The sequence below is a fragment of the Pseudoalteromonas sp. TAP-3C genome (assembly GCF_059888565.1).
Map to the genome: position 1 here is coordinate 1,039,176 of NZ_CM187618.1, position 26,195 is coordinate 1,065,370.

Here is a 26,195-nt window from a genome sequence, read left to right on the forward strand (position 1 = left end):
GGAAGTACATGGAGTACTAAAATAGCTGGAGCTATTTAAAGGATGCCAAGGATGATGCGATAGGAAATTGCAGGAGCGTTAGTTTACGCAGGATAGCCAAGGCGGCAAGGGGATATTGCATGATGCAATGGAGAATAAACACGGTGGTTTGTTCGTTTAGCGGATGATAAACAGGGATTAGGTAAAGGATACCTTACAGGATGTTGGCAATTTGGGCGTAACCGAGGTTACGCCTTTGTTTTTTTGGTAAAATTATATTTTATGTGGTGGCACAACCACACTTTTTAGTTTTTCATCTTCCATGAATAGTACCCCCTGATAAGCGTTTTCGCCATCACTTGAAAATTCAAAAATAAACTCGCTTTTCATGCCCGGTTTACCATTTTTTAAAATACCAAACCGGCGCTTGCTGCAGGCTACGCTCATTAATTGTACTTGCAATTGCTCACTTTGGCGTTTGGCGTGGGCATTAGCGGCTTCGGCTATTTTACGATTTAGCCAAAAAAAATAAATCACAGCCCCAATAAGTATGAACATCCATAAACTAGCCATTTAAGAGAATAACCTTCCAATTGCGCGAGCAAGCGCCTCGCTTCTGTTTTCTTTGCGTAATAAAGCTAATAAGTGAGGGCGAATAGTCGCAATTGCAACTAAATCTGCAAAAATGCTAGGAAATAACTCAGCTATTTTCTCATGCTGCGCACAGTTATCCATAAACACATGTAAACGATCTGGCTGTTCTAACTGTTTAAAACAGCGACCCGCAATAGTTAACAATACATCAGAATCTTGTTTTAAAGGCGATTTCAGCGCGCAGTCAACAAGTTGTGCACTCAGCCCCGTTGCTTGCCCTGATGATATTGCGCGCAGCGCAGCTGTGGCGGCAAGGACGTCATTATTTTTAAGCGCAGTTTGCCCATAAGTTAATAATAATTCGCTTAAAGCTGGCGGAATGTCGATGTGTTCAAGCATTGCACTTAATGGCTGTAACACCTCAACAGGTAACTTAGGCCACGCTGTGTGTAAGTTTTTTAAGTTATCAGCACTATTAAGACGATAAGCAAAATCGGCAATGCCTTGTAATGCGACACTTTGCCAATTATCAAAGCCAATCTGACCGCTAAAATAAAGCTGGGCATGCTCGTAATACTGTGAGGCTGGTTGTTTTAATAACACTTTAACTTGAGCATTAAACGCCGCTAATTTATTGGCGTTTGGAGTAAATACATAAGGGTTGTTATCGAGTGTACCGTCGGCTTGTTCACCGGTAATTTCACTTCCCAGTGCCTGAATAACCATATCTGCAAAATGGTCGCGACTGGCGCTTACCAACTTACTTTGCTCATCAAGCGGAAATTTTAAAAACCACACATAAGGCTCATTACTGGCTTTATTATCCCAAAACTGAATAGCTAACCATGCATGACTTGCTAATGGGTAAGGGTAAGGGGTTTGCGCTTGTTCAATGGCTAAAAATTGTTGTTTATCAAGCTTGGTAATGTGCCTGCCAATATCAAAAGCACGCCATTGAGTGCCTGCACCGTCTAAAAGCTGGCCTAACGTGGCTATATGTTCACTCATGGATTTCCAACTGTTTTGACTACAAAATTACCCTAATTATACGCCATAGCGAGTGTTGTGGGAACAGGGTATAATTGCATTATACAACGATAAAAGGGTGATTATGGTTAAGCAAACCCACACATATTTACAGCAATTAACGGCGCTACTTAAAAAGCATCAACTGTGGCAGATTGAGCCGCTTAATCCCGATTTATTAGATTCTAGCGTACCGTTTTGTCACGATACGCTGGCATTTGAGCAATGGTTACAGTTTGTATTTATTGAAAAGTTACAGCAATTAATTGACAACAAGCAGCCGTTACCATGCAATGTTGCAATTGCACCTATTGCGCAAATGACACTCATTGGTAAATCAGGCAGCGAAGACATTATCGCTTTGCTGAGCCAATTAGATTCATACTTAGGAGCGCCTGATGAGTGAGCGCCCAGAGCCTATTGAATATGGCGAACTGTCGATTCTTTATCAAGATGACAATTACATAGCCATAGATAAACCCTCTGGGCTACTCGTTCATCGCTCATTTTTAGATAAGCACGAAACCCAATTTGCAATGCAAATGCTGCGTGATCAAATAGGGCAACATGTGTTTCCCGTGCACCGTCTTGATAGGCCGACATCGGGTGTATTACTGTTTGCATTAAGCTCAGAGGCGGCGCGTGATATGAATCAATTATTTATTGAAGGCACTATTACTAAGCGTTATTTAGCCTTGGTACGCGGGTTTGCGCCTGAATCGGTTTTTCTTGATAGGCCATTAAAAGAAGAGCTTGATAAAATAGCCGATAAGTTTGCAGATCAAGATAAAGCGGCGCAACAAGCACAAACGCAATTTAATTGTTTGCATCAAGCTACATTACCTATTCCAATAGGCAAATACCCAACGGTTCGTTATTCGTTGGTTGAGTGTTTTCCTAAAACGGGGCGCAAACATCAAATACGCCGGCATTTAAAGCACTTATCTTTGCCGATTATTGGTGATGTAAATCATGGCGATAATCAGCATAATCAGTTTTTTAGAGAGCATTTTTCGCTTCGCCGACTGATGTTATTTGCCACAGAACTTCGTTTTGTGCATCCTTACAGTAATAAACCCATAATGATTAAAGCGCCTCTAGGCGATGCAATGCTAAACATTTGCAAACAGCTTGGTTGGCCAGAGCAGGAAAAGGATTATTAAATGGCACATATTAGTATGTTTGTAGGCAGCGTGTATGGCGGTGCAGAGCGATTAAGTGAGCAAGTTAGCGACACGCTAGAGCAAGCTGGTCATCAGGTTAGTGTATTCGAGCAACCTACTTTAGATGATATAAAAAATGCGTCACATATTTTAATTGTTACCTCTACAACAGGAAAAGGTGATGTACCGAGTAATTTAGCAGCACTTTATAATCAACTAAACAATACTTTTCCTATGTTAACAGATAAGCCATTTGGTATTGTAGCCATGGGCGATAGAAGCTACGGCGATACGTTTTGTGGTGCAGGGCGAAGCTTTGATGAATTACTACGCGATTTACAAGCTAAACCTGTTGGTAATCGACTGGAAATTGATGCTTGTGAAGACTTTGAGCCTTGGCCGGTTACTGAGCCTTGGTTACAAACTTGGCTTGCTAAGTTACCCTGTTAAATGCGCAGACTCTAAATGAAAAAACATAAACTGAGCTTGGTTGTGCTTGCCGGTGGCTTAGGGAGTCGCCTTGGTGGTAATAAACAAATAGCAGTAATTAAATCAGAGCTTGTGAATAAAACAAAGCTTTTGGCTAGGTGCTAAAGTGATGCCGTTTATGATTGGTTTACGGTTTTTAACTGATTAGCTTGATGGCGATAATTATTTTGCAACTAAATATGATACACACAACCTAGATCGCGCTAAAAACCAGTTTGCGTTGTACAGGGATATAGTAAGCAAGCAGCTGGTATTAAAAGCGATGTTAACTGAGATATAATGCCAATTTATTGTATTGCCCAAAGTGTTAACGCTAAACGTTGCGCAATACAAATCTCAACATGCTCAATTGTTACTTATTAAACATCCGCTAATTTTACGCGAATTTTGCTTTTGTTGAGGGTCGTTTGATTAAGCGCTTTTATCGCGCTTTTAACTTCAATGTCGTTGGGCATCTCTACAAATGCAAAGCCTTTAGACTCGCCAGTTTCTTTATCAAGTACTAAGTTACAAGTGGTCACTTTACCGTGCGCTGTAAATAAAGTACGAAGTTCATGCTCGGTAGTGGCACGTGATAAGTTACGAACTAATAATTTCATATATAACCTAAATAAGGGGTTCAAGCATAATTATCTCAAGTAACCTTGCTTTAACCTAACGTTATTTTATAAACAGTAAAAATAATTGTTTAAAAACAAAAAACCGTCTTACGACGGTTTTTATTCTGTAGGGGGAGTTTATTTTACTTCTTTACCGGCGGCTTGTTGATCAGCGTGGTAGCTTGAACGAACAAACGGGCCAGAGGCTGCATGGGTAAAGCCAATTTCATCTGCATAGGCTTTTAAGCCATCAAACTCAGCTGGTGGCACGTAGCGTTTTACGGGTAAGTGATGCTTAGAAGGCTGTAGGTATTGGCCAACGGTTAGCATGTCGACGTTGTGCGCACGTAAATCACGTAACACTGCTTCGATTTCACTGATCTCTTCACCAAGGCCAACCATTAACCCAGATTTAGTTTTAACCTCTGGGTGCGCTTCTTTAAAGCGACGCAGTAATTCAAGCGACCATTTGTAGTCAGCACCTGGACGCGCAAGCTTGTATAAACGCGGTGCGGTTTCAAGGTTGTGGTTGAATACGTCAGGCGGTGTTGCAATTAAAATTTCGAGTGCTTTATCCATACGGCCACGAAAATCAGGCACTAAAATTTCAATGGTGATTTCTGGGTTATGTTTGCGAATTTCACGAATACAATCAGCAAAGTGCTGGGCACCGCCGTCACGTAAATCATCACGGTCTACTGAGGTGATCACTACGTAGCTTAATTTCATGTCTTTTATGGTCAGTGCCAGCTTTTCAGGCTCTGCCGCATCAGGCTTTAATGGGCGACCATGGGCAACATCACAAAACGGGCAGCGACGTGTACAAATAGCGCCTAAAATCATAAAGGTGGCTGTACCGTGGTTAAAACACTCAGATAGGTTTGGGCACGACGCCTCTTCACACACTGAATGCAGGCCGTGTTCACGCATGGCTTGTTTAATACCGTCGATACGCTCAGTTGATTTAGGTAAGCGAATTTTGAGCCATTCAGGCTTACGGAGCATTTCGGTTTTTTCTGTTGGCAAAACTTTAACGGGGATCAACGCCATTTTTTCTGCGTCGCGTAGTTTTACACCTGGTTCCATTTTGACTGGTTTATTCATTCGTTTTCAAACCCTTCAGTATGCTTAACCTGTGTTGCATTAAGCTTTTTGATCATCTGTTTTACCAGCCCTTGGCCTGCAGCTTCAAGGTCTTGAGGGCCATTTAATTCTTTAGTTTGCACCATATTCATGCCCGCATAACCACAAGGATTAATGCGTAAAAATGGACTCAGATCCATGTTGACATTTAGTGCTAAGCCATGAAATGAGCAGCCACGACGAACTCTAAGGCCTAACGAGGCAATTTTGCTGTTGTTAACGTAAACACCAGGGGCATCGGCTTTTGCGTATGCGTTAATATCGTACTCAGCAAGGGATTCAATAATACATTCCTCAAGCCAGGTGACAAGCTCCCGTACCCCAATTTTTAAACGGCGCAGATTAAATAATACATACATCATTTGTTGCCCAGGGCCGTGGTAAGTTACTTGCCCACCACGGTCAACCTTAATTACTTCAATGTCGCCTGGCGATAATAAATGCTCATCTTTGCCTGCTTGGCCTTGAGTAAATACACTTTCGTGCTCTACTAGCCAAATTTCATCCGCGCTGTGTTCATCGCGGGTATCGGTAAAGTCTTGCATTTTTTGCCAGATTGGCTTGTAACGTTGGCGCCCAAGTTGGCGTACAATTAAGGTGTTTTCGCTCACAACAAATCTCAACTATGGCTTAAAGCATATGGCGTACGTCATCGATATTGCTGATCACGTTGTAAATTTCTTCAATGTGTTTGCCGCTTGTTACAGTCGCTACTAGCGTTACAGACTCATAGTTACCTTTACTGCTTGGTTTTATTTTTGGCGCATAATCACCCGGGGCAATAGGTTGTAACTTTTCTAAAATTTGATCAGTTAAGTTTACATTTGCTAAGCCCATTATTTTAAATGTAAACGGGCAAGGGTACTCTAAATACTCATCAAATTTAGTGTTTTTAACAGGTTCAACCACGACGGGAACTCCTCAAACAAAAGTGTTGGCTTAACCTATACGTTAAGCTTTAAACTGACAGGCTAATGGCAATCTCGAAATAATAGTATTTATGGCAATGCTCATTAATGGCTATTCAATACGATTGGATTAACTATATGGGGCGTATTCTAACACTTTTCAAGTAAAAAAAACGCCTCATGAAGGAGGCGTTGTCTTGCTTAATTTACGCTTACATTATTTGTAAGCGTAGGTAGTCATATATTTTGCTAAAGAAACTACCTTCTTCAATTTCTTCAAGTGTAACTAGCGGATATTGAGCAATATCTTCACCTTCAAGCTGTAAAAAAAGAGTACCTACTTTAGTGCCTTTTGCTAAAGGTGCTTCAAGTGTATTGTCTAGCTTAAAGTTGGCTTTAAGATTTTTTTGCTGGCCACGAGGAATGGTGATCGGTGTATCTTCTAAAATACCTAAAGATACATTTTCTTTATTGCCCATCCAAATACGTTGCTGTGCAAAGCTGTCGCCTGCCTTGTAAGGTGTAATTGTTTCAAAAAAACGAAAGCCATAGTTAAGTAGTTTTTTACTTTCAACTTTACGAGCGCGTTCGCTGCTGGTTCCCATAACAACAGCAATCAAACGCATGTCGTTTTTTGTTGCTGAGGTTACTAAGCTGTAACCTGCCTCAGAGGTATGGCCTGTTTTAATGCCATCAACGTCTAAGCTTTCATCCCATAATAATGAATTGCGGTTGTACTGTTTAATGCCATTAAATGTATATGATTTTTGTGCGTAAAGTGCATACTCATCAGGCACATCACGAATAAGCGCTATGCCAAGTGTGGCCATATCACGCGGGGTGGTAAACTGCTCTTTACTATCTAGCCCGTGGCTGTTTGCAAAATGGGAATTTTCCATCCCTAATTTTTTTGCATGTGCGTTCATTAAATCAGTAAAAGCGCTTTCACTGCCAGCGATATGCTCTGCCATTGCAACGCAGGCATCATTGCCCGATTGAATAATAATGCCATGATTTAGCTGATCCACACTTATTTGCTTGCCGACCTCTATAAACATTTTAGATGATTCAGGGAAGTTTTTTGCCCATGCTTTTTCACTCACAGTGACCATGTCAGTAGGGGCTATATTGCCTGATTTAATTTCGGTGCCGATCACATAACTAGTCATCATTTTAGTTAAGCTAGCGGGGGCTAATTTAGTATCTGCCTCGCCTTGAGCAATGACTTTACCCGTGGTGAAGTCGACTAAAAAGTAACCCTTCGCATTCACTTGAGGAGGAGCAGGAATAATTTGGGCGGTGGCTGAAAATACGGCGGCAGAACAGACTAAGCCGCAAATACCGGTGAGAATTTTATGTTTAATAGATTTCATCATACTCATTAATGGTTAAAGTTAAAAAATTATGCTCTACACATTCTATACCCAAACCACCCCGAGATGCGAGTGTCGTTGGGGTATTTGTCTTACTGAGTGTAAAGCAAAAACGCGTTTTGAAATTGATTTTGTTTTAATGTTTCTAATACATGTTGTGCATGTTGGGCATCTTTTATTGGCCCTAAGTGCAATCTATAAATAGCATTTTTTGCAACGATATTTGTGGGTAATTTATACTGCTCTCGCAGTTTATGTGCTAATGCTTCTATATTAGCTAAGGTACTGCTCGCAGCAACCTGAACGTAGGTTTTTTGTGCATGAGTATCTGTTAGCGTAATTGCTTCGAGCTTAACCTGAGCTGTACCGTATTTATGGTAGCCAAGTTTGTAGGCTGCAGCATAGGAAAGATCAATAATTCTATCATCGTGAAATGGTCCACGATCATTTACACGCACAATAACCGATTGACCATTTGCTATATTTGTTACGCGCACAAAGCTCGGTAAAGGCAAGGTTTTGTGGGCGGCAGTCATAGCAAACATGTCGTAAATTTCGCCATTGGATGTGTGATAACCATGAAATTTTCTTCCATACCATGAAGCAATCCCGGTTTCTGTGTAGCCGGTTTCATCGAGCATTGGAGTGTAACGTTTTCCAAGGACTTCATAAGGGCGAGTGGTGCTGGCACTTTTTATTGCTTGGGTTACAATAGCGTCTTGCATTTCAAGTGCGGTAGGTGCGCGCAGTGGTGCCGAGTCATGGCGCATACTATAACGGCTATTTGGGCTGCTGCACGCACTTATAAATAGGCTAGCGAGAATGATAACTATATAGTTTTTATAAAAACGCATTATTTCAACAGCATCCTTTTATCTGTGGCTATGGACATAATAATCCCAAATGCAGCCATCAGCGTGACCATAGAAGTACCGCCATAACTTATTAAGGGGAGCGGTACGCCGACAACGGGTAATAAACCCGATACCATGCCAATATTAACAAAAATATAAACAAAAAATGTCAGTGTAAGGGAGCCCGCTAATAACTTGCCAAATGCATCTTGCGCATTCACTGCAATGTAAAGTCCGCGGCCTATAATAAATAAATACAGGCTCAGTAAAACACACACTCCAAATAAACCAAATTCTTCACTGAGCACTGAAAAAATAAAATCGGTATGACGCTCAGGTAAAAACTCTAATTGTGATTGTGTACCTTGCAGCCAACCTTTGCCTTCAATTCCCCCCGAACCGATGGCTATTTTTGATTGAATAATATGATACCCAGAGCCAAGCGGGTCACTCTCAGGGTCTAAAAATGTCAGTACTCGTTGCTTTTGATAGTCGTGCATACCATAGTGCCAAAATGGCCACGCGGCAAGCGCCACAACCGCACTAAAAAAACCAATTAAGCGCCAACTGAGGCCAGATAAAAACAGGACAAAAACACCTGAGCTTGCAATTAAAATGGATGTACCTAAATCAGGTTGTTCTTTAATTAGTAAAGTAGGGAGCATAACAATGGCAAAGCCAATGATTAAATGTAGCACTCGCGGTGGTAAATGTTGACGACCAATATACCAAGCAATCATCATAGGCACTGCTAATTTCATCAGCTCTGAGGGTTGAAAACGTGTAATCCCTAGGTCTAACCAGCGCTGTGCACCTTTAGAACTTACACCAAATAGCAGTACCCCAACGAGCATTAATAAACCTAAGCAATACATTGGAATGACTAAACGCTTTAGAGTGGCAGGCGGTATTTGAGCAAGCACAAACATGCCAATAACTGCTCCGGCCATTCTTGTTATATGACGGATCAGCATGTCCGAATCTTGACCTGAAGCGCTATATACTATGGCGATGCTACCAGCCATCATTAGTAACAAGGCAATAAAAAGGGGTAAGTCAATATGAAGTCTTAGCCATATAGATGGTTTAGTATGTAAAGCAATCATGGCACTTTACTCCCTGACGGTTGAATTGGGTTAGCTGCAAAGTAATAATCCATTAACTGACGCGCAATAGGCGCGCCTACTGTGCTTCCTCCACCGGTATTTTCTACCACAATAGAGACAACAATTTGTGGATTATTAAACGGGGCAAAGCCTATATAAATAGCATTATCACGTTGACGCTCTTTAAGTGCATCCGCATCATAACGTTCCCCTTGCGCAATGCTTACCACTTGGGCGGTTCCGGTTTTTCCGGCGGGATCGTAGGTAGCCCCTTTAAAAGCACGATGGGCAGTGCCCGTTTCTTTTTTTACCGTGTTATGCATAGCATCAATAGCGATTCGCCAATTATCATCATTATTAAGTACAACTGGCGACTTTTTCTCATTGTTAAGCTGAATAATTTGATCTTCTTTTTTAACAACTTGTACTAAGTGAGGGGGATGATTAATCCCTCTATTGACTAAAATATTGGTGGCATTAGCAATTTGAATCGGGGTAGCCGTCCAATAACCTTGGCCAATGCCAACAGAAATAGTGTCGCCACGCCACCATGATTCTTTAAAACGGCGCTCTTTCCATTCTTTGGAAGGTAAAATAGCGGTTGTTTCTTCATGAATATCAATACCAGAGAGTTCGCCAAAGCCAAAACGCGCCATAAAATTGCTGATTTTTGTTATTCCCATACGATAAGCAGCGTCGTAAAAATAAGTATCGCATGACTCTTCAATTGCTTTGTAAACGTCAACATGGCCATGACCCCAACGCTTCCAATCTCGCCACCTGTGTTCAACATTCGGTATTTGAAAAAAACCAGGATCCCACATAGTCGTGTGCTCTTGAATTATATCTTCTTCTAATGCCAAAATTGCCATATGTGGCTTAATAGTCGAAGCGGGTGCGTAGCGCCCTTGCGTGGTTCGGTTTATAAGCGGTCTGTCTGGATTAAGCAGCGCTTTGTAATCTTTGCTGCTGATACCGTGTACAAATAGGTTAGGATCGTAACTTGGGTTTGAATATAGAGCCAGTACGCCGCCATCTTTAGCATCCATAACCACAATAGCGCCGCGCATATCTTTAAGTGCATGTTGCGCTATTTGTTGTAACCCTATATCGAGCGTGAGTACTAAATCGTTACCTGGTTGTGGCGCATCCATACTTAAAGTGCGAATAATGCGCCCACGGTTGTTAACTTCAACGCGTTGTGAGCCCACTTGACCGTGCAAAAGTGGCTCATAGTACTTTTCGAGACCTAGTTTACCAATGTCGTGGGTAGCTCTGTAATTAGTGGCTTCATCTTGTTGCTCTAGTCTATTTAATTCTTTTCTATTGAGCTTTGCAACATACCCTAAAGCATGGGTTAACGTATCACCAAAGGGGTAATATCTTGCTAGTCGCGCTTCTATACTAAAGCCTGGGAATTTATGTTGGTTTACTGAAAATACAGCGACTTCGTTTTCATTTAAACGCGCTTTGAGAACTTGGCTTTTAAAGCGGCGAGTGTATTTTATATCTTCGAGAAAATCAGCTTGTTGTTGTTCGCTTATTTCAATGATTTCACTCACTGACTTTAGAGAGGCGGTTAAATTATCTACCTCTTCGGGGATCACTTCAAGGTTATAAACCGGTTTATTTTCAGCCAGCAAAACGCCATTGCGGTCATAAATTAACCCGCGATTAGGAGCAATAGGAATTACTTTGATTCGGTTGTCATTAGAGCGCGTTTGATAGTCTTGGTGATCGTCAACTTGAATGGTGTACAAATTAGAGAGTAGTAGTGCTACAAGCGCTAATATAAAAATAAAACCCACAAACGCACGCCGAGCAAATAAATTAGCTTCTGCTGAGTGGTCGCGAATAGTGGGTCTTCGTTTTAACATGGCAAGCAATTACTCGCGATGATAAGGGTGGTTGTTATTTAAGCTCCAGCCTCTGTAAAGGCTTTCAGCAACAATAATTCTAACTAAAGGATGAGGGAGTGTTAAGTTAGATAACGACCACTTTTGCTCAGAGGCTGCAATACACTCTGGGGCCAAGCCTTCAGGTCCACCAATCAGTAAACTGACATCGCGACCATCTAATTGCCACTTTTCCATGTTTTTCGCTAGTTGATGAGTATCCAGTGCTTTACCTGTTACTTCTAATGTAACGATACAATTACCTTTGGGTATGGCAGCTAAGGTTTTTTCACCCTCAAGGTGCAAAATACGCTTAATGTCGGCGTTTTTTCCACGTTTACCGGCAGGGATCTCAATCAGCTCCAATGCCATATCTTTGGGAAAGCGGCGTTGATACTCTGTAAACCCTGTTTCTACCCATGCTGGCATTTTTGTACCAACAGCAATCATTTGTATTTTCACTATGTTACTTCCAAGCGGTGTCTAACACAGGCAGCAATTAGCCCCACAGCTTTTCGAGATCGTAATAGCTACGTGCTTCATTTTGCATAACGTGAACAATCACATCACCTAAATCAACGAGTGCCCATTCGCCGTCGCTTTGGCCTTCATAACCTAATGGCTCTTCACCCGCATGACGAGCTTCTTTTGCTAAATTATCAGCAATTGACAGTACATGACGTCTGGATGTGCCCGAACATACAATCATATAATCGGTTACGTCTGAGCTACCTGTAACGTCAAGTTGAATCACATCACGTGCTTTCATATCATCAATTTTGTCTAGTGCAAAGGCGAGTAGTTGTTTCGAATCCAAGGTTTTGTCTCAATTTAAAATTTAATAGCGTTTATTTTAACACGCTCAGGAAGTTATACCAATCACTCTTGATAAAGCCGATGTTGCTTTATATAGTGACTTACGGCGTCGGGTAATAGTTCATTTTTTTTTGTGCTTTTTTTAAGGGTTTGACGGATCTCGCTTGATGCGGCATCCAGCTGCTCTCCCTCTAAAAAGTAAAGATGTCCGGCACTTGTTTTTTGCAGCAAGGTAATATCAGTGATTACCGCTTTATGTTGATAGCATTTAAGTTCACCCTGTGTATCACAGATTTGGCCAGGGCGTTGATACACTACAAGATGACAAAGGTTAGTTATTGTTTGCCATTGGTACCATTTATCAAGATTATTGAACGAGTCCATGCCAATTAAAAATAAAATAGGAGTATTGGGGTGTTCAGCTCTTAGTTCTTGCAAACTTAATAACGAATACGACGGCCCACTGCGCTCTAACTCACGTAAATCAAGTTTGAATTGTGCATAAGGTGCGATCGCGGCCTTTAGCATTTCAATACGATGCTCAGTACTTATTCCGGGTGCCGCTTTATGTGCAGGCAATGCACAAGGCATAAAATACAGTGTGCTTAATTGAAATTTAGCCACGCATTGCTGCGCCATATTGATATGCCCTAAATGAACGGGGTCAAAAGTACCACCAAAAATAGCAATCATGGTAATGTTCCTTTACTAGCGACGAGGGTCTGTTGACCTTTGCGGATTACAATTTGTTCAAACTAGGGGCGGTTTAATCGCGGCGCGAGGTTTGTAACCTAGTGGGCTAAGTAAAAACCGAGCAAAGCTTCCGCGTCCTGCTCACGCCCCTTACCTACATCCATGTAGGCAACAAAGAGTAAATCGCCCCTAGGCAGAACCCGAAGGGCAGCACCTGTTTGGCATTGATGCTGCGTTATCGCCTATTTATGGGGAATAACCACACTACATAGGCTCTGCCTTGCCTAAATACCAAACAGACTGCTGCAAATTTAACCTTGAAAGGTCAACAGACCCTAGTATAACAAGGCAATGGCATATCCAGCGGTTGGCAAAACTTAATACAAATATGTGCCAATGCTTGGTAGGGCGCAATCAATGTACCTTGTTTGTAGCTTGCATCAAACAGTGCCAGTTCGCTGCTTATATTTTCAAGAGTGTGAATGTTTAGCCTATTTATAGCTGTTTGCATGAGGGCTTGTTGGTTTTTCCAAATCGCTTTTTGTTTAAATAAGGTTGCTAATGACTCACCTTGCAATAATCCCTGTTGCACACTCAATAAAGTATTAAGCTCTTTATTGATGGCCCATAAAATACTCACCACTTCAGTGTTATCACTGGCAAGTTTATTAAGTACCTTTATAGCTTGGGTGGCATGGCCGTTTAATAGCGCATCACTTAAATCAAAAATATCGAATTTAGCTTGGTTTAATAGCCCTTGCATCACTAACTGTTGAGTGATGAGTGCATTACCGTGTATTAGTGACAGCTTTTCGAGCTCTTGATGACACGCAAGTAAGTTACCCTCAGTGGCATTAATTAAACTGAGTTTAGCCTCGTTTTGAATATTTAATGATAAGCGTTGGCATTGCTCATCAAGCCAACGTTTTAAGTGATTTCCGCTAAGCGGGTAGCAAGGCACAAACAAGCCCTGTTTATCGAGCGCTTTAAACCATGCGCCCCGTTGCACGTCTTGGCTAGCTTTAGCGCCTTTAACAATCAAAATGGTGTCAGGGTTTTCAAGCTCTACTATTTTTTTAAACGTGCTTGCGCCGGGTATCCCCGGTTTTTGCTGGTTTAAATCAAGCTCAATGATAGTGCGTGCACTAAACAATGACATACTTTGGTATTGCGCTATTATTTCTTGCCAATCAAAGCCTTGAGCTAAAGTGAATTTGATAACTTCATCAAAACCTTGTGTTTTTGCCGTGTCTCGGATGAGCTGCACACAGTGTGCTTCTTGGAAAGGTTCATCACCAAAAACTAAGTAAAAAGGTTTTAAACCTTTTTTTAATTCGCTCGGTAACTGATTTGCATAACAGCGCATTACAGTTGCGACAACTCTCTAACAATACGACGACTCGCTTGTTGGCGAATTTCGCTGATTAATAACTCAAGCTCTTTCGCTTTAGCGAGGGCGTTGTCAGGGTCGTCTTTATAATTACGGTATAACTCAAAGCGTTTTTCAATGGCTTGTTGTTTTGCTCGTTTTACAACAAAACTTACACTGTATGCCAATTCATACTCAGCCACTTGCCCGTTTTGGAACAATGATAACGTTTGGCGCTCTAGTTGCTCTTTAAATAAATAAAGTTGTGCAGATTGTTTACTGGCAGGTACTAAAGTGACATCGCTCATTGTCAGCTCTGCTTTCAAATAACTAAACAATGCTGATTTTTCATCATCGCCCACAAGCGTTAGTTGCTTTAAATCATCGGGTAAATTAGATGCTTTTTTGAGATGAAAACCACAACTTGATAATAAAAAACAGACTAGCACTAAGGCTAGTCCGTTTTTAATGGCTTTTAAAGCAGCCATATTAATTAGCTACCACGTTAAGAAGCTTACCGGGTACGTAAATAATTTTACGAATGGTTGCACCATCAGTGAATTTCGTCACGTTAGACTCGGCAAATGCCAAGGCTTCAACTTGCGCTTGTGTTGCATCAGCCGGCACTGTTAGTTTAGCGCGCAGCTTGCCGTTTACTTGGACGATGATTAGTTTTTCATCTTCAACAAGGGCAGACTCATCAACTTTAGGCCATACAGCATCTAAAATATCGCCTTCTTTACCTAGCTCTTGCCATAACTGATGCGATAAATGCGGCGTAATGGGTGCCAACATAATGATTAATGCTTCAAGCGCTTCATTTGCAATTGCTACGTCTTGTTTATCGTTTAACGGCGCTTTTAATAACTTATTAGACAGCTCCATAATCGCGGCAATCGCAGTATTAAATGTTTGACGACGTTCTAAATCATCCGTTACTTTTGCGATGGCTTTGTGTAATTCACGACGAAGTACTTTTTGCGGGTTTGTAAGCGCTGGTTTATCAAGTGCTTGAAAGCCTACCGTTTTAACATCTACTGCGTATTTCCACACACGTTTTAAAAAGCGGTGTGCACCTTCAACGCCTGAGTCTGACCATTCAAGCGTTTGTTCTGGTGGTGCAGTAAACATCATAAATAAACGCACGGTATCTGCACCGTATTGGGCAATAACTTCTTGTGGGTCTATGCCGTTATTTTTCGACTTAGACATTTTGCTCATGCCTGATGAAAATACGGGCTCACCGTCTTTTTTGTGCCACGCTTTAGTCACACGGCCTTTATCGTCGGTTTCGGTGTTTACATCACTTGGCGAAATCCATACATCGCCGCCTTTTTCATCTTTACGATAAAACGTTTCAGCCAGCACCATACCTTGGCAAAGTAAGCGTTCGAAAGGCTCATCTGAGTTAACTAAACCAAAGTCACGTAATAATTTATGGAAAAAGCGCGAGTACAATAAATGCAGTATAGCGTGCTCAATTCCACCAATGTATTGGTTTACTGGCAACCAATAGTTGGCAGCAGCTGGGTCTAACATACCCTTGTCATGGCGTGGGCTACAGTAACGAGCGTAGTACCAAGATGATTCCATAAAGGTATCAAAAGTATCGGTTTCATGAAACGCAGGCGCGCCGTTTACAGTGGTTTTAGCCCACTGCGGGTCGGCTTTAATTGGCGATGTTACACCATTCATTACTACATCTTCAGGTAAGCGCACAGGTAGCATGTCTTGTGTAGCCGCAAGTTCGTTACCATTTTCATCGCTTAACATTGGAATTGGTGAGCCCCAATACCGCTGGCGGCTAACCCCCCAGTCACGCAGACGAAAGTTTACTTTGCGCTTACCGACACCGAGTGTTTCTAGTTTATCGGCAATGGCATTAAAAGCGTTTTCAAAATCAAGGCCATCAAACTCAGCTGAGTTAACCAATACACCTTTTTCGGTAAATGCTTCTTCGTTAAGGTTTACTTCAAGTTCAGAGCCTGCACTGGGTGTAATTACCTGTTTAATGTCGAGGCCGTATGCGGTGGCAAATTCAAAGTCACGTTGGTCGTGTGCAGGTACTGCCATTACCGCACCTGAGCCATAATGCATGAGTACAAAGTTAGCGACCCAGATAGGGATTTGCTCACCTGTTAATGGGTGAGTGGCGTAAAGTCCCGTTGCAATGCCTTTTTTCTCCATGGTTGCCATGTCTGCTTCGGCAACTTTGGTGTTTTTACACTCGTCAACAAACATTGCAATTGCGTCGCTGTTTTTAGCCGCTTCTTGTGCAATAGGGTGGCCACCAGCGACGGCTAAGTAAGTTACGCCCATAAAGGTATCCGGACGGGTAGTGTAAACGCTAAATTTTTCGTTATTGTCGGTGCGTGTAAATTCGATGTCTAGCCCTTCAGAGCGACCAATCCAATTACGCTGCATGGTTTTAACTTGGTCAGGCCAGTCTTCTAGTTTGTCTAAATCGTCTAATAACTCTTGTGCGTAGTCAGTAATTTTAATGAACCATTGTGGAATTTCTTTTTGTTCTACGACTGCACCTGAGCGCCAACCGCGACCATCAATGACTTGTTCGTTTGCCAATACGGTTTGATCAACGGGATCCCAGTTAACGGTAGACATTTTTTTGTACACTAAGCCTTTTTCGTAAAGCTTAGTGAAAAACCATTGTTCCCATTTGTAATATTCTGGGTGGCAAGTCGCAATTTCGCGGTCCCAATCGTAGCCAAAACCTAATTGCTTAAGCTGGTTACGCATGTAGTCAATATTCTCATAAGTCCATTTTGCAGGGGCTGTTTTATTTTTAATAGCCGCATTTTCTGCAGGTAAGCCAAACGCATCCCACCCCATAGGTTGCATTACGTTTTTGCCTTGCAAGCGTTGAAAACGTGAAACCACATCACCAATCGTATAGTTACGCACATGACCCATATGCAGTCGACCACTTGGATAAGGAAACATTGAGAGACAGTAGTATTTTTCTTTGCTCTCATCTTCTGTGGCTTTAAATACTTGGTTTTCTTCCCAGTAGCGTTGGACTTTTGACTCTATGTCTTGTGGGTTATATTGCTCTTGCATTTACGTTTCCAAACTTCTTGCATACTAATAAAAAATTGTCGATAGGATACCCCAAATAAAGCGCTATTCACAGCGCCAAAGCCGCGCTTTTTTGTAAATTTACGAGTAAATTAACTTTAACTTGGGGCACATTAATTTTTTACAGTGAGTTTACACATAACGACGAGAGGTTTAAGCTAAATAATACCTGTGGGATGTTGTTTGAGATAAATAACCAGTTGCAGCATACAATGCGATTCACTTTACTAGTTTTAAGGAGTAAAAAAATGGCAGATTACAGAACATGGCTAAATGATTTAACTGATTGGCTAAAAGACGTAAATGAGCACGAAGTAAAAGCAGCAATACAGCGATTTATTGAATCTGAGCAGGCACTTAAAGATTTAGGTGAAGAAAAATATTACCTTTATCGTAATTACCTCATGCGTGATATTGAACATGTGCAAGAGAATAACAGCTACTATAATTCGCTTGCATGGCAAGAGCTTAAGGAGTCATTGTGGTTTGAGCTTTCTCATATTGAAGATAAAACGCAGCTTGAATGGCAGTCGTTAAGTGAAGATTTTAAACATAATGGTGTTTATCACGCGGGTGAATGGATAGCCATGGGCACATTAGTATGTAAGAATTGCAACCATAGTTATGATGTTTACCACGCGACGCAAATTATTCCTTGCACCCAATGTGATGGCATCTATTTTAGCCGTAAGGCTTTGCAACCTTAAATATGAATATTGAGTGGCTTATTTGGCCACTCAATATGTCCAAAACCTGGCGAATATGCTGGTAAAAAAAGAAGTTAGAATGACGAAAAAATTGCTGCCACTACCTGTATCAAATCTTGCACCGAGTATTTCTTCGAGCTATGTAAATACCTGCATGAGTAACCCATATCCTGAGCAACTCACTTTTATAGGCCAACAGCGTGCGCAAAGTGCGTTAGATTTTTCACTTGGAATGGAGTTACCCGGTTATAACGTTTATGTAATGGGAGAAGCGGCACATGGGCGTTTTACCCTAGTAAAAGATAAATTAAAACAACATGCTAAAGCGCGCGCGACGCCGTATGAGTGGTTGTATGTTAATAACTACGATGACCATCGCGAGCCCATTGCGTTATTTATGCATGCGGGGCAAAGCAAACAATTAGCCGATGACATAGATTCGTTTATTGATGAAGTGCTCGATACTTTCCCTGCCGCATTTGATAACCCTGCTTATCAGCGTAAGAAAAAATCAATAGATCGTGATTTTAATGATGCTTATGACAGCGCAATTACCGCCGTCGAAATAGCCGCACTTGAGCAAAGTGTGGCATTAATTGAAGAAAAAGGCGTGGTGGGCTTTGCTCCGCTTATTGATGGTAAACAACTTACCGATAATGAATTTTCTGATTTGGAAGATGATTTACGCGAGATGTTTTTTCAGCGTATAGAAAAATTAGAAGATGCCCTCATTGAAGCCCTTATTGAGCTGCCACGTTGGAAACGCGAGTCGAAAGAAAAACTCCGTAACCTTAAAAAGTCTACCGCTGAGCAAGCCACTAAACCATTATTAAAAGATTTAGAGCATAAATATGCCAGCCACATAGGTGTGCTGCGTTATTTAAAAGATATACGGGTAGAAATTATCGATGCTGTTCTTGAATGGCTTGATGATGAGGGTGAAAGCGAAGAAAACAAAGAAGACTTTGACCGTAAAGGCATGTTAACCGATTTTTTTGCGCCTAATATTTTGGTTGAATATAAAGAAGGTGATGCCGCCCCTGTTGTTTATGAACCCAATCCGACTTTTGGTAACATTTTTGGCAAAATTGAATACGCCACATCGCAAGGCTCATTAATCACTAGTTATCGCTCAATTCAACCTGGGGCGCTGCATCGCGCGAATGGCGGCTATTTAATTATGGACGCTGAAAAAGTAATGGCTCAACCCCAAGTGTGGGATGGGTTAAAGCTATCGCTAAAAACGCATCAAATTAAAAATGATTTACCCTATCAAGACAGTGTTGTAGGTAGTAGCTTTACGCTTCGTCCGCAGTTAATTCCACTTGATGTAAAAATTATTTTACTTGGCTCGCGTGAGCTTTATTACACCATAGGTGAATATGATGAGGAGTTTGCGGAGCTATTTAGGGTACTTGCCGATTTTGACTATTACTTACCAAGTAGCGATAAACTGCAATATCAGTTTATTACCAAAGTCAGTGATTATTGTCAGCAAACATTAAAGTGCACATTAAACGAATCCGCTATGGTGCGATTACTTAAATTTAGTTATCGCCAAGCTGAGCACCACAATAAGCTTTCAGCGCGTTTTGCTGATGTGTTAGAGCTGGTGGCTGAAGCAAGTTATTACGCCAAGCAAGATAAGCTTACGGTTATTGATGCTCGCCATATTGACGAAGCGATTGAAGGTAAGCAATACCGCACCGGCCAAATTAGTGAAAATATGCTCAGCGATATAAAAGAAGGGCATACTTTAATAGCAACCGAAGGCCAAGCCGTAGGTAAAGTAAATGGCTTAACGGTACTGCATATTGGTGATACCTCGTTTGGTACGCCTGCTCGTATTACCGCCACTGTGTATGCGGGTGCTGATGGCGTAATAGATGTTGAGCGTGAAGCCGAGCTGGGTAAAGCAATTCACTCAAAAGGGGTGATGCTGCTAACCGGTTATTTAGGTAATAAATACGCACAGCATTTTAGCTTAACGCTCAGTGCTAACATTGCTATTGAACAAAGCTATGGCTACATAGACGGTGATAGCGCCTCATTAGCTGAACTGTGCGCGTTAATATCGGCGATTACCAGTTTACCAATCAGCCAATCTATTGCCCTAACAGGCTCAATCAACCAGCATGGTGATGTGCAGGCGATTGGTGGCGTAAATGAAAAAATAGAAGGCTTTTTTAAGTTATGTAAAATGCGCGGTTTAACCGGTGAGCAAGGCGTTATTATTCCAAAATCTAACCAAGTTAACTTAGTCCTTGATGATGAAATACTTAATGCCGTTGAGTTAGGTAAATTTAATATTTATGCAGTGGAAACCGTTGACCAAGCGCTGAACTTATTAATGGATATTGAAGCAGGTGATATAATTGACGAGCAGTACCCTGAGGATTCCGTTAACGGTATTGCACTAACACGATTAAAAGACATTGCTGATATCGTTAATGGCGATAACAGCGATGATAAAGACGACTCAGAAGATGAAAAAGGAGAGTTATGATTAATATTCTCTTACTGATTATAATTGCCATTTTTTGCGTTTTAATTTTTAAAAACAGTAAAAAAGCCAAGCAACAAGCAATCGCAAACGCGCAAATTGAAAGTGATTATCTAACTGCCAATGCAAAGGTAGAAGGCGTGCATGAAACTGCGTCTGGCTTACAATACAAGGTGATCCATAAAGGAGAGGGCGACGATACACCTGGCCCAACGAGTAAAGTGAAAGTGCATTATCATGGCACCTTAACCGATGGCACTGTATTTGACAGCTCAGTAGAGCGTAAAACCCCCATTAGCTTTGACTTACACCAAGTTATTAAAGGCTGGACCGAAGGGTTACAACTAATGAGCCCGGGCGATAAATTGCAGTTTTATATACCGCATCAACTTGCCTATGGTGAAAAGCGGGTAGGGAGTATTCCTCCTGCGTCATTGCTTATTTTTGAGGTGGAATTACTGGCTATTGAATCGTAATGTTAAAGTAAAAAATACTTTAAGCTTTACTTTAATCAAGTAGGGCTTTTTATTTGCTCTTATTAGCCAATCCTACTCAAGAATTTAAATTTTTAGCCGATACCTAAAATAGACACAAATTTATTTTAGGGAAAAAATAATGAAGTCAACGAAATGAAAAGGCAAGGCGACGACTTCACCGTTTAACATTATATTGCACGCAAAGACGTTAGTTTTTAAACTCAATCTTTTCTACCTTAAGCCTAAAGTCTCCCGCCTGTTTACCTGCAATCATAAACCCAAGTTGTTTTATATCTTTAAAGTTAATTGTCGGTTGTTGTTCAAGAAAACGGCCGCGATAAGTAAGCTGAAAATCCTCAGGTGAAAACTCAACATCAAGCCACTCATTCTTTGTGGTACTAAACGAGTGGTTATAAGCGGCACCATCCATGTACTCATCGGTTCTTAAACGTAATTGATAGGTTTGACCATCGCCTTTAACCCGCAGTATAATTTTTTCAACATTTTGGCTTTGCATATCAAGCTGGGTTCTAATGGAGGCAAACCCGCCATTGTTTGCAAGGGATACATTGCCTGTAAACACTAAATTGTCGTTTTCATACAAAACCTGACTATTAGAAATGCCACCCATTACCGAATCATTGACCACATACCAGCGAGCATTGGCGTTTGCTTCGGTAGTGGCAAATAGTAAGTTAAAAGCAAATAGTGATGAGAGTTGTTTATTGGTCATGAGCAATCCTTAAAAACCTTTATTAACAATAATACGTTTTGATGTAATAATTGTTCACTTAATTATTTTAATGAGAACATAAAAGGCTTTTTTGGGGAGTTGGGTCTGTAATAGCAATGCTTGGTGGCATTAGTGTAGTCGCCCTTACAATCTCCGCTGATGTTGACAGTGGATTTAAAACAATGGTTTCTAATAAAGCATTAGAAACAACCGATGAATTTAACAATAACTATAAACTTACTCTTTCTGAAATATACAAAGAAAATGGTCAAGTAAGAATAGCGGCTGAATTAAAAAATATCACTGATGAGAGCATTTATACGGGAACCGTTATTGCTTCTACATTTGACAAAAATGGCAAGTTTATTGGTAACTGTGTAGGCAAAAGCACAGACAGCTTTCTAAAACCTAGCGAAATTAGCTATGTTGATATTAAATGTAATTTACTGAGGCCACAAGCAAGTAAAATTCACTCGACAAAGCTAAAAGTTAAGTGGTTTTAACCTATGTATTCGAGTGTTTTTAGGGCAAATATTGATGCTAAATAAGTTATTTAGTTGGGAGCGGTGGTCGGAAGAAATTGGGTTATGATAATAAATTACAGCCGTATTGAATTTTCGTAGGTTGGGTAGAGCGAAGCGAAACCCAACAATAAACGTCTTTTTGTTACTGATAGCTTAGCTATAGCTTATTTCCTCAGCCTAACTGCAAACCCACAAATACCCAGCAGCAACACAACTCCCCACACAAACATATTGCCATACTGGCTATACACGCTATCCCCTTCTATGAGCTTTATATTGGCTTTAAGTGTGGTTGCTTCAAATTGTGGCATAGTTTGGCGTATTTGGCTGATGGGGTCATATACGCCGCTTATGCCGTTGTTGGTTACACGTACCAATGGGCGCTGTAGTTCTAGGGCGCGCATGCGGGCAATTTGCATATGCTGATGAGGGCCGATTGAGTCACCAAACCAAGCATCGTTACTTACTGTGAACAGTAAGTCAGAACTACTTTTATAATTACCGCGCACTAAATCGGCAAACGCTATTTCGTAGCAAATAGCGGGCAGCAGGTTAAACCCATTTGCGCGTAGGTTATTTTGCACTTTATCGCCACGAGAAAACGATGACATAGGTAAATCAAATAACGGGGCAATAGGGCGCAGTAACGCTTCAAAGGGAACGAACTCACCAATAGGTAATAGTTGATGCTTTTGATAGCGGTTACTATCTAGGTAGCGATAGTGGCCGTGTTCATCATTTTGCTCTTTGTTACCAATTACAATCAGGGTGTTGAAAATGGTTTTAGTGTCGTGTTGGTAATCAACAATACCGGTTACTAATGCTGTTTTATTAAATGAGGCGGCACTGTCTAAACCTGCTAAATATGAATTGGCCAAGGCTTCTATTTCAGGCACTGCGGCTTCGGGCCATACAATTAAATCAGCATCCCAATGTAAGCGTGTCATATCCTGATATTTACTCATGGTGGTCCAAAACTCACTGGGATCAAACCTTAAGTGTTGTTTTATATTACCTTGTACAAGCAGGACTGAAAGGTTTTTATCGGAGTAATGAGTTGCCTTTGTAAAATGTGCGCCTGTAAAGGCTAAAATAACCACGGCAGCGGTAATAGCAGGTATTTTAAATTGTTTTTGGGTTAAGCAGTACAATGCAAAACCAATGGCGATACATAGCAGTGTGAGTCCAAACTCGCCAATAAAGGGAGCGAGGGCGTTAAGTGGGCTGTCGGTTTGTGTATAACCAAAGCTGAGCCATGGAAAACCGGTTAACAGGTTGGCCCGCAAATATTCACTAATCGCAAAACAGGTAATAAGTAGCGCAGCAAAGCTTTTAGAACCGCGTGAAAAACGAGTGGTTGCCCACAGCGCCAGCGCTGGAAATAACGCAAGGTAACTACATAGCAAAACCATTAATGAAATAGAGGCAATTAGTGGCATGCCGCCAAAAGTGGCAATAGAGACATGCACCCAGCTTATCCCGGCACCAAACCAACCTAAGCCAAATATAAAACCATATTTAGCGGCTGCTGTTGCATGTGCTTTGCCAGTAAGGTGGGGAGGAATACAGAAAAAAAGTGCACCGAGGCTAAAAAATACAATTGGCCAGATGCCAAAAGGTGCGTAGCTGAAGGTTAAAACTAGGCCCGCAACCAGTGCGAGCCATGCTTTTTTATCTTTTGCTAGTAGGGTAAGACTAGTTAGCAGTTTCTTCACTGTCGTTATCATCAGCCTTAGGAATGGTGACTTGCAGTTGTAAAATACGACGGTTATCAGAATTGGTTACTTTAAATTGAAATCCGTCAATATCAATGGTTTCACCACGACTTGGCATATGACCAAAGGCATGTAATACGGTACCGCCTATCGTATCGGTATCTTGCGAGCTATAACCTGATTTAAAATACTCGTTAAAGTCATCGACAGGCGTGAGTGCTTGCACAACATAAACATGCTTAGCGAGTTGGCGAATATCTTGTTGTTCTTCTTCTTCATCGTGCTCATCTTCGATTTCGCCAACAATGATCTCAAGAATATCTTCAATCGTTACTAAACCCGATACGCCACCGTATTCATCAATGACAATTGCCATGTGATAGCGCTGTTGGCGAAATTCATTGAGCAGCGTATCAACCCGTTTACTTTCAGGCACCACCATAGCAGGGCGTAAATAATCACGTAGTGATGGTAAATGCTCATCTTTGTTTAAAATGAGGGGCAATAAATCTTTTGCGAGTAAAATCCCTTCTACGTGGTCCTTGTCTTCACACACAACCGGAAAACGAGAGTGGGTAGAGTCGACCATCATAGGAATGTGTTCTTCAAGCGCTTTATCAATTTCTAAAGTGACCATTTGTGAGCGCGGGATCATTATATCGCGCACTTTAAGCTCAGACACGCCAAGCACACCGTCAATCATATCTTTAGTTTCTGGGTCTATTATGTTGCGTTCTTGTGCATCGGCAATCACCTCAACCAGCTCTTCTCTATTCTGGGGTTCTCCTTGCAACATCTGGGTTATACGACCCAGCCAAGTCTTGCCAGAAGAACCCTGGCTAGATTGCGAGTTATCGTCGCTCATTACGTTTAATCACTCCGTTTATTTAAATATCGTCCCGATATGGGTCGGCTATGTTTAGCTCAGAAAGTATTTGCTTTTCTATGCTTTCCATCTCTAACGCATCTTCACTATTTATATGGTCAAACCCAAGTAAATGCAAGCATCCATGGATAACCATATGTGCAAAGTGGTCATGAAATGACTTTTCTTGCTCTTGTGCCTCAGCCAAAACAATGGCCGGACAAATAATTAAGTCACCCACAAGTGGGATATCAATACCCGGTGGCGCTTCAAATTCAAATGACAATACATTAGTGGGCTTATTTTTACCACGATAATCATTATTAAGCTGTTGCGATTGTGCTTCATCACTAATTACTATGCTCAGCTCAGATTCGTCGCGGTATTGGCTAAGCACTTTATCGGCCCACATTGCAAACTGCTCAAGGCTGGGTAAGTTGTCAAATTCACATGCTATTTGTAAATCAAGTTCTGTTTTCACGGTATTACTCTTTAGTCGCGGGGCGCTCTTGAGCACCCAGCGCGTCTTTAGCTTGTTGTTTTTCTAATCGCTTGAGGCGTTCACGCTCATCATTACGCTCATAGGCTTCTACAATCCGTGCTACTACAGGGTGGCGTACCACATCGTGAGATTTGAAAAAGTTAAAGCTAATTTCATCAACCCCATCTAATACTTCAATAGCATGACGAAGGCCAGATCGCGCACCGCGAGGTAAATCAACTTGGGTTATGTCGCCGGTGATCACCGCTTTAGAATTAAAGCCAATGCGGGTTAAAAACATTTTCATTTGTTCTGTGGTGGTATTTTGACTCTCATCTAAAATAATAAACGCATCATTGAGCGTACGACCACGCATATAAGCTAAAGGCGCTACTTCAATAATGTTTTTTTCAATGAGTTTTTCAACGCGTTCAAAACCAAGCATTTCAAATAAAGCATCGTAAAGTGGGCGCAGGTAAGGGTCTATTTTTTGGCTTAAATCACCGGGCAAAAAGCCGAGTTTTTCACCCGCTTCAACCGCAGGGCGAGTGAGTAATATACGGCGAATTTCTTGGCGTTCTAACGCATCAACGGCGGCGGCAACGGCAAGATAGGTTTTACCCGTGCCAGCAGGGCCAATACCAAAGGTAATGTCGTGGTGCAAAATATTAGCAACATACAAGCCTTGATTATCGTTGCGCGGTTTAATAACGCCACGGCGAGTTTTAATCATCATGTCTTTGCCGTAGGCGTTATCAGAGGTATCTTGCTCCAGCGTTTTAGATTCAGCAATGGCTAAATGCACGTTATCAGGCTCAATTTCGCCAATTTCGCCACGTACAGGCTGAGTATCAATATAAAGGTTTTTTAAGATCTCTACCGCGCCGGCGCTACTGTGAAGCTTACCAGTTACTTTAAAAAAGTTATCACGATGAATAATTTCAACCCCAAGGCGGCGTTCAATGTGTTTAATGTTTTCGTCAAACGGGCCGCATAATGAAGAAAGGCGTTTGTTGTCAGCAGGTTCTAAATAAATCTCTAATGTTTTTAATTGATTACTCAAAATGACTTCCTATTACAGTGCGCCA

Annotated in this window: 29 protein-coding genes and 1 pseudogene; 9 read left to right on the plus strand and 21 right to left on the minus strand. The window is 41.4% G+C overall.

Translation table 11 applies throughout. From position 1 onward, the window contains the following. Positions 1–252: 252 nt before the first annotated feature. Both AC6H44_RS04825 and AC6H44_RS04830 read right to left on the minus strand, forming a co-directional pair. Entirely contained in the window at positions 253–552 is a 300-nt protein-coding gene (locus AC6H44_RS04825) for a DUF3301 domain-containing protein (protein WP_500737807.1), read from the minus strand. Continuing rightward, entirely contained in the window at positions 553–1,581 is a 1,029-nt protein-coding gene (locus AC6H44_RS04830) for a DUF3549 family protein (RefSeq protein ID WP_500737808.1), read from the minus strand. 103 nt (positions 1,582–1,684) lie between these two features. On the opposite strand from AC6H44_RS04830, the gene AC6H44_RS04835 reads away from it, so the two are divergent. The 5 genes and pseudogenes from AC6H44_RS04835 to AC6H44_RS04855 form a co-directional block, all read left to right on the plus strand. Next, positions 1,685–2,005, plus strand: a complete 321-nt coding sequence (locus tag AC6H44_RS04835; protein WP_500737809.1) for a YqcC family protein — start codon at positions 1,685–1,687, stop codon at positions 2,003–2,005. After that, positions 1,998–2,762 carry a tRNA pseudouridine(65) synthase TruC gene (gene truC / locus AC6H44_RS04840; protein ID WP_500737810.1) on the plus strand — a complete coding sequence of 255 codons (765 nt, stop codon included), beginning with the start codon at positions 1,998–2,000 and terminating at the stop codon, positions 2,760–2,762. The genes AC6H44_RS04835 and truC overlap by 8 nt, the downstream gene beginning before the upstream one ends. Further along, the gene (locus AC6H44_RS04845) at positions 2,763–3,212 is read left to right on the plus strand and encodes a flavodoxin (RefSeq protein WP_500737811.1); all 450 of its coding nucleotides are present in this window, start codon (positions 2,763–2,765) and stop codon (positions 3,210–3,212) included. Between the two features lie 15 nt (positions 3,213–3,227). Then, a complete protein-coding gene (locus AC6H44_RS04850) occupies positions 3,228–3,356 on the plus strand; it encodes a hypothetical protein (protein ID WP_500737812.1) in 129 nt (42 codons plus the stop codon). Then, a pseudogene (locus AC6H44_RS04855) lies at positions 3,331–3,531 on the plus strand (aminoglycoside phosphotransferase family protein); the annotation flags it as partial. The gene AC6H44_RS04850 and the pseudogene AC6H44_RS04855, both read left to right, overlap by 26 nt. Before the next feature lie 79 nt (positions 3,532–3,610). Here the strand turns inward: AC6H44_RS04855 and AC6H44_RS04860 are convergent. From AC6H44_RS04860 to leuS, 14 genes are all read right to left on the minus strand, one after another. Beyond that, complete coding sequence (locus tag AC6H44_RS04860; RefSeq protein ID WP_500737813.1) at positions 3,611–3,850, minus strand: RNA recognition motif domain-containing protein; 240 nt, start codon at positions 3,848–3,850, stop codon at positions 3,611–3,613. Between the two features lie 138 nt (positions 3,851–3,988). Beyond that, positions 3,989–4,954 (minus strand): lipoyl synthase, encoded by a 966-nt coding sequence (gene lipA, locus AC6H44_RS04865; RefSeq protein ID WP_500737814.1) that lies wholly within the window; start codon positions 4,952–4,954, stop codon positions 3,989–3,991. Further along, positions 4,951–5,604 carry a lipoyl(octanoyl) transferase LipB gene (gene lipB / locus AC6H44_RS04870; protein ID WP_500737815.1) on the minus strand — a complete coding sequence of 218 codons (654 nt, stop codon included), beginning with the start codon at positions 5,602–5,604 and terminating at the stop codon, positions 4,951–4,953. Before lipB ends, lipA begins: the two co-directional genes overlap by 4 nt. A 19-nt stretch (positions 5,605–5,623) precedes the next feature. After that, complete coding sequence (gene ybeD / locus AC6H44_RS04875) at positions 5,624–5,902, minus strand: DUF493 family protein YbeD (RefSeq protein ID WP_500737816.1); 279 nt, start codon at positions 5,900–5,902, stop codon at positions 5,624–5,626. A 211-nt stretch (positions 5,903–6,113) separates the two neighbouring features. Then, positions 6,114–7,274, minus strand: a complete 1,161-nt coding sequence (locus tag AC6H44_RS04880; RefSeq protein WP_500738378.1) for a serine hydrolase — start codon at positions 7,272–7,274, stop codon at positions 6,114–6,116. A 92-nt stretch (positions 7,275–7,366) separates the two neighbouring features. Further along, complete coding sequence (locus AC6H44_RS04885; protein ID WP_500737817.1) at positions 7,367–8,128, minus strand: septal ring lytic transglycosylase RlpA family protein; 762 nt, start codon at positions 8,126–8,128, stop codon at positions 7,367–7,369. After that, a complete protein-coding gene (rodA, locus tag AC6H44_RS04890; RefSeq protein ID WP_500737818.1) occupies positions 8,128–9,234 on the minus strand; it encodes a rod shape-determining protein RodA in 1,107 nt (368 codons plus the stop codon). The genes AC6H44_RS04885 and rodA overlap by 1 nt, the downstream gene beginning before the upstream one ends. Then, positions 9,231–11,111, minus strand: coding sequence for a penicillin-binding protein 2 (gene mrdA, locus AC6H44_RS04895; protein WP_500737819.1), 1,881 nt, complete (start codon positions 11,109–11,111; stop codon positions 9,231–9,233). Before mrdA ends, rodA begins: the two co-directional genes overlap by 4 nt. A 9-nt stretch (positions 11,112–11,120) precedes the next feature. Beyond that, a complete protein-coding gene (gene rlmH, locus AC6H44_RS04900) occupies positions 11,121–11,591 on the minus strand; it encodes a 23S rRNA (pseudouridine(1915)-N(3))-methyltransferase RlmH (protein WP_500737820.1) in 471 nt (156 codons plus the stop codon). A 37-nt stretch (positions 11,592–11,628) separates the two neighbouring features. Further along, a complete protein-coding gene (gene rsfS, locus AC6H44_RS04905; RefSeq protein ID WP_500737821.1) occupies positions 11,629–11,946 on the minus strand; it encodes a ribosome silencing factor in 318 nt (105 codons plus the stop codon). 62 nt (positions 11,947–12,008) lie between these two features. Next, the gene (gene nadD, locus AC6H44_RS04910; protein ID WP_500737822.1) at positions 12,009–12,638 is read right to left on the minus strand and encodes a nicotinate-nucleotide adenylyltransferase; all 630 of its coding nucleotides are present in this window, start codon (positions 12,636–12,638) and stop codon (positions 12,009–12,011) included. Positions 12,639–12,963: 325 nt separating this feature from the next. Further along, a complete protein-coding gene (holA, locus tag AC6H44_RS04915) occupies positions 12,964–14,004 on the minus strand; it encodes a DNA polymerase III subunit delta (RefSeq protein ID WP_500737823.1) in 1,041 nt (346 codons plus the stop codon). After that, a complete protein-coding gene (locus tag AC6H44_RS04920) occupies positions 14,004–14,495 on the minus strand; it encodes an LPS-assembly lipoprotein LptE (RefSeq protein ID WP_500737824.1) in 492 nt (163 codons plus the stop codon). Before AC6H44_RS04920 ends, holA begins: the two co-directional genes overlap by 1 nt. A gap of 1 nt (position 14,496) precedes the next feature. Next, positions 14,497–17,085, minus strand: coding sequence for a leucine--tRNA ligase (gene leuS / locus AC6H44_RS04925; RefSeq protein ID WP_500737825.1), 2,589 nt, complete (start codon positions 17,083–17,085; stop codon positions 14,497–14,499). Positions 17,086–17,351: 266 nt separating this feature from the next. Here leuS and AC6H44_RS04930 point away from each other — a divergent pair, with 266 nt between their 5' ends. From AC6H44_RS04930 to bamJ, 3 genes are all read left to right on the plus strand, one after another. After that, a complete protein-coding gene (locus AC6H44_RS04930) occupies positions 17,352–17,810 on the plus strand; it encodes a zinc ribbon-containing protein (RefSeq protein ID WP_500737826.1) in 459 nt (152 codons plus the stop codon). A 79-nt stretch (positions 17,811–17,889) separates the two neighbouring features. Then, positions 17,890–20,316 carry a Lon protease family protein gene (locus AC6H44_RS04935; protein ID WP_500737827.1) on the plus strand — a complete coding sequence of 809 codons (2,427 nt, stop codon included), beginning with the start codon at positions 17,890–17,892 and terminating at the stop codon, positions 20,314–20,316. Then, the gene (gene bamJ / locus AC6H44_RS04940) at positions 20,313–20,789 is read left to right on the plus strand and encodes a BamJ family beta-barrel-assembly machinery protein (RefSeq protein ID WP_500737828.1); all 477 of its coding nucleotides are present in this window, start codon (positions 20,313–20,315) and stop codon (positions 20,787–20,789) included. Before AC6H44_RS04935 ends, bamJ begins: the two co-directional genes overlap by 4 nt. 208 nt (positions 20,790–20,997) lie before the next feature. On the opposite strand, the gene AC6H44_RS04945 is transcribed toward bamJ, so the two are convergent. Further along, a complete protein-coding gene (locus tag AC6H44_RS04945; RefSeq protein ID WP_500737829.1) occupies positions 20,998–21,522 on the minus strand; it encodes a CIA30 family protein in 525 nt (174 codons plus the stop codon). A gap of 182 nt (positions 21,523–21,704) precedes the next feature. Here AC6H44_RS04945 and AC6H44_RS04950 point away from each other — a divergent pair, with 182 nt between their 5' ends. Continuing rightward, positions 21,705–22,025: an FxLYD domain-containing protein gene (locus tag AC6H44_RS04950; protein ID WP_500737830.1), complete on the plus strand. Its 321-nt coding sequence runs from the start codon at positions 21,705–21,707 to the stop codon at positions 22,023–22,025. 185 nt (positions 22,026–22,210) lie between these two features. On the opposite strand, the gene lnt is transcribed toward AC6H44_RS04950, so the two are convergent. The 4 genes from lnt to AC6H44_RS04970 are packed head-to-tail and all read right to left on the minus strand — an operon-like array spanning position 22,211 to position 26,170. Beyond that, positions 22,211–23,761 carry an apolipoprotein N-acyltransferase gene (lnt, locus tag AC6H44_RS04955; RefSeq protein ID WP_500737831.1) on the minus strand — a complete coding sequence of 517 codons (1,551 nt, stop codon included), beginning with the start codon at positions 23,759–23,761 and terminating at the stop codon, positions 22,211–22,213. Next, positions 23,742–24,626, minus strand: a complete 885-nt coding sequence (corC, locus tag AC6H44_RS04960) for a CNNM family magnesium/cobalt transport protein CorC (RefSeq protein ID WP_500737832.1) — start codon at positions 24,624–24,626, stop codon at positions 23,742–23,744. Before corC ends, lnt begins: the two co-directional genes overlap by 20 nt. 22 nt (positions 24,627–24,648) lie before the next feature. Continuing rightward, positions 24,649–25,107, minus strand: a complete 459-nt coding sequence (ybeY, locus tag AC6H44_RS04965; RefSeq protein WP_500737833.1) for an rRNA maturation RNase YbeY — start codon at positions 25,105–25,107, stop codon at positions 24,649–24,651. A 4-nt stretch (positions 25,108–25,111) separates the two neighbouring features. Then, positions 25,112–26,170, minus strand: a complete 1,059-nt coding sequence (locus AC6H44_RS04970) for a PhoH family protein (RefSeq protein ID WP_500737834.1) — start codon at positions 26,168–26,170, stop codon at positions 25,112–25,114. Between the last annotated feature and the right edge of the window lie 25 nt (positions 26,171–26,195).

Bases quoted from the DNA above. Each gene is read 5' to 3' on its own strand.
- AC6H44_RS04825 (WP_500737807.1), bottom strand. From the start codon at position 552: ATGGCTAGTTTATGGATGTTCATACTTATTGGGGCTGTGATTTATTTT.
- AC6H44_RS04830 (WP_500737808.1), bottom strand. From the start codon at position 1,581: ATGAGTGAACATATAGCCACGTTAGGCCAGCTTTTAGACGGTGCAGGC.
- AC6H44_RS04835 (WP_500737809.1), top strand. From the start codon at position 1,685: ATGGTTAAGCAAACCCACACATATTTACAGCAATTAACGGCGCTACTT.
- truC (WP_500737810.1), top strand. From the start codon at position 1,998: ATGAGTGAGCGCCCAGAGCCTATTGAATATGGCGAACTGTCGATTCTT.
- AC6H44_RS04845 (WP_500737811.1), top strand. From the start codon at position 2,763: ATGGCACATATTAGTATGTTTGTAGGCAGCGTGTATGGCGGTGCAGAG.
- AC6H44_RS04850 (WP_500737812.1), top strand. From the start codon at position 3,228: ATGAAAAAACATAAACTGAGCTTGGTTGTGCTTGCCGGTGGCTTAGGG.
- AC6H44_RS04860 (WP_500737813.1), bottom strand. From the start codon at position 3,850: ATGAAATTATTAGTTCGTAACTTATCACGTGCCACTACCGAGCATGAA.
- lipA (WP_500737814.1), bottom strand. From the start codon at position 4,954: ATGAATAAACCAGTCAAAATGGAACCAGGTGTAAAACTACGCGACGCA.
- AC6H44_RS04880 (WP_500738378.1), bottom strand. From the start codon at position 7,274: ATGAAATCTATTAAACATAAAATTCTCACCGGTATTTGCGGCTTAGTC.
- AC6H44_RS04885 (WP_500737817.1), bottom strand. From the start codon at position 8,128: ATGCGTTTTTATAAAAACTATATAGTTATCATTCTCGCTAGCCTATTT.
- rodA (WP_500737818.1), bottom strand. From the start codon at position 9,234: ATGATTGCTTTACATACTAAACCATCTATATGGCTAAGACTTCATATT.
- mrdA (WP_500737819.1), bottom strand. From the start codon at position 11,111: ATGTTAAAACGAAGACCCACTATTCGCGACCACTCAGCAGAAGCTAAT.
- nadD (WP_500737822.1), bottom strand. From the start codon at position 12,638: ATGATTGCTATTTTTGGTGGTACTTTTGACCCCGTTCATTTAGGGCAT.
- holA (WP_500737823.1), bottom strand. From the start codon at position 14,004: ATGCGCTGTTATGCAAATCAGTTACCGAGCGAATTAAAAAAAGGTTTA.
- AC6H44_RS04920 (WP_500737824.1), bottom strand. From the start codon at position 14,495: ATGGCTGCTTTAAAAGCCATTAAAAACGGACTAGCCTTAGTGCTAGTC.
- leuS (WP_500737825.1), bottom strand. From the start codon at position 17,085: ATGCAAGAGCAATATAACCCACAAGACATAGAGTCAAAAGTCCAACGC.
- AC6H44_RS04930 (WP_500737826.1), top strand. From the start codon at position 17,352: ATGGCAGATTACAGAACATGGCTAAATGATTTAACTGATTGGCTAAAA.
- AC6H44_RS04935 (WP_500737827.1), top strand. From the start codon at position 17,890: ATGACGAAAAAATTGCTGCCACTACCTGTATCAAATCTTGCACCGAGT.
- bamJ (WP_500737828.1), top strand. From the start codon at position 20,313: ATGATTAATATTCTCTTACTGATTATAATTGCCATTTTTTGCGTTTTA.
- AC6H44_RS04945 (WP_500737829.1), bottom strand. From the start codon at position 21,522: ATGACCAATAAACAACTCTCATCACTATTTGCTTTTAACTTACTATTT.
- AC6H44_RS04950 (WP_500737830.1), top strand. From the start codon at position 21,705: ATGGTTTCTAATAAAGCATTAGAAACAACCGATGAATTTAACAATAAC.
- corC (WP_500737832.1), bottom strand. From the start codon at position 24,626: ATGAGCGACGATAACTCGCAATCTAGCCAGGGTTCTTCTGGCAAGACT.